This is a genomic window from Sphingomonas sp. FUKUSWIS1, assembly GCF_000733135.1.
GTDB lineage: Bacteria > Pseudomonadota > Alphaproteobacteria > Sphingomonadales > Sphingomonadaceae > Sphingomonas > Sphingomonas aerolata.
This window is the reverse complement of the sequence record NZ_JPJC01000285.1, coordinates 5,877-7,061: the sequence shown is the minus strand read 5'-3', so window position 1 is coordinate 7,061 and position 1,185 is coordinate 5,877. Positions and strand designations below refer to the sequence as shown.

The 1,185-nt window shown below is 65.2% G+C and carries 1 protein-coding gene; it reads left to right on the top strand.

Going from position 1 to position 1,185, the window contains the following annotated elements; all coding sequences use genetic code 11:
* Window positions 1-1,185, top strand: a 1,185-nt coding sequence (gene atpD / locus sphsw_RS18160; protein WP_042467830.1) for a F0F1 ATP synthase subunit beta, incomplete at both ends; no start/stop codon positions are given.

Genomic DNA, 1,185 nt, shown 5'->3' with positions numbered 1-1,185 from the left:
GGCTCGCAGATTCGCGTGCCCGTCGGCCCGAAGACGCTCGGCCGCATCCTCAACGTCATCGGCGAGCCGATCGACGAGCGCGGCCCCGTCGGCGCAGAGCAGACCGCCCCGATCCACGCATCGGCACCGTTGTTCGTCGACCAGTCGACCGAGAGCGCGATCCTGGTCACGGGCATCAAGGTCATCGATCTGCTCGCACCGTACGCAAAGGGCGGCAAGATCGGCCTGTTCGGCGGCGCCGGCGTCGGCAAGACCGTGCTGATCCAGGAACTGATCAACAACATCGCCAAGGGCCACGGCGGCACCTCGGTGTTCGCTGGCGTCGGCGAGCGTACCCGCGAGGGTAACGATCTGTACCACGAGTTCCTAGACGCGGGCGTCATCGCCAAGGATGCCGACGGCAATCCGCAGTCGGAAGGCTCGAAGGTCGCGCTCGTATTCGGCCAGATGAACGAGCCGCCGGGCGCACGCGCACGCGTTGCTCTCTCGGGCCTGACGATCGCCGAATATTTCCGCGACGTCGAAGGCCAGGACGTGCTGTTCTTCGTCGACAACATCTTCCGCTTCACGCAGGCGGGCGCAGAGGTGTCTGCACTGCTCGGCCGCATTCCGTCGGCCGTGGGCTATCAGCCGACGCTGTCGACCGACATGGGCGCGCTGCAGGAGCGCATCACCTCGACCAACAAGGGGTCGATTACCTCGGTGCAGGCCGTGTACGTTCCCGCGGACGATCTTACCGATCCGGCGCCGGCGACGTCGTTCGCGCATCTCGATGCGACGACCAACCTCAACCGTGCGATCTCGGAGCTGGGCATCTACCCGGCGGTCGATCCGCTCGACTCGACCTCGCGTCTGCTCGAGCCCCGCGTCGTCGGCCAGGAGCATTACGACACCGCGCGTGCGGTCCAGTCGACGCTGCAGAAGTACAAGTCGCTGCAGGACATCATCGCCATTCTCGGCATGGACGAGCTTTCGGAAGAGGATAAGCTCACCGTGCAGCGTGCGCGCAAGATCCAGAAGTTCCTGAGCCAGCCGTTCCACGTCGCCGAGGTCTTCACCGGCATCAGCGGCAAGTTCGTGCAGCTCGAGGACACGGTCCGCTCGTTCAAGGCGGTCGTCGAGGGCGAGTATGATCACCTGCCCGAGAGCGCTTTCTACATGGTCGGCGGCATCGACGAAGCGGTC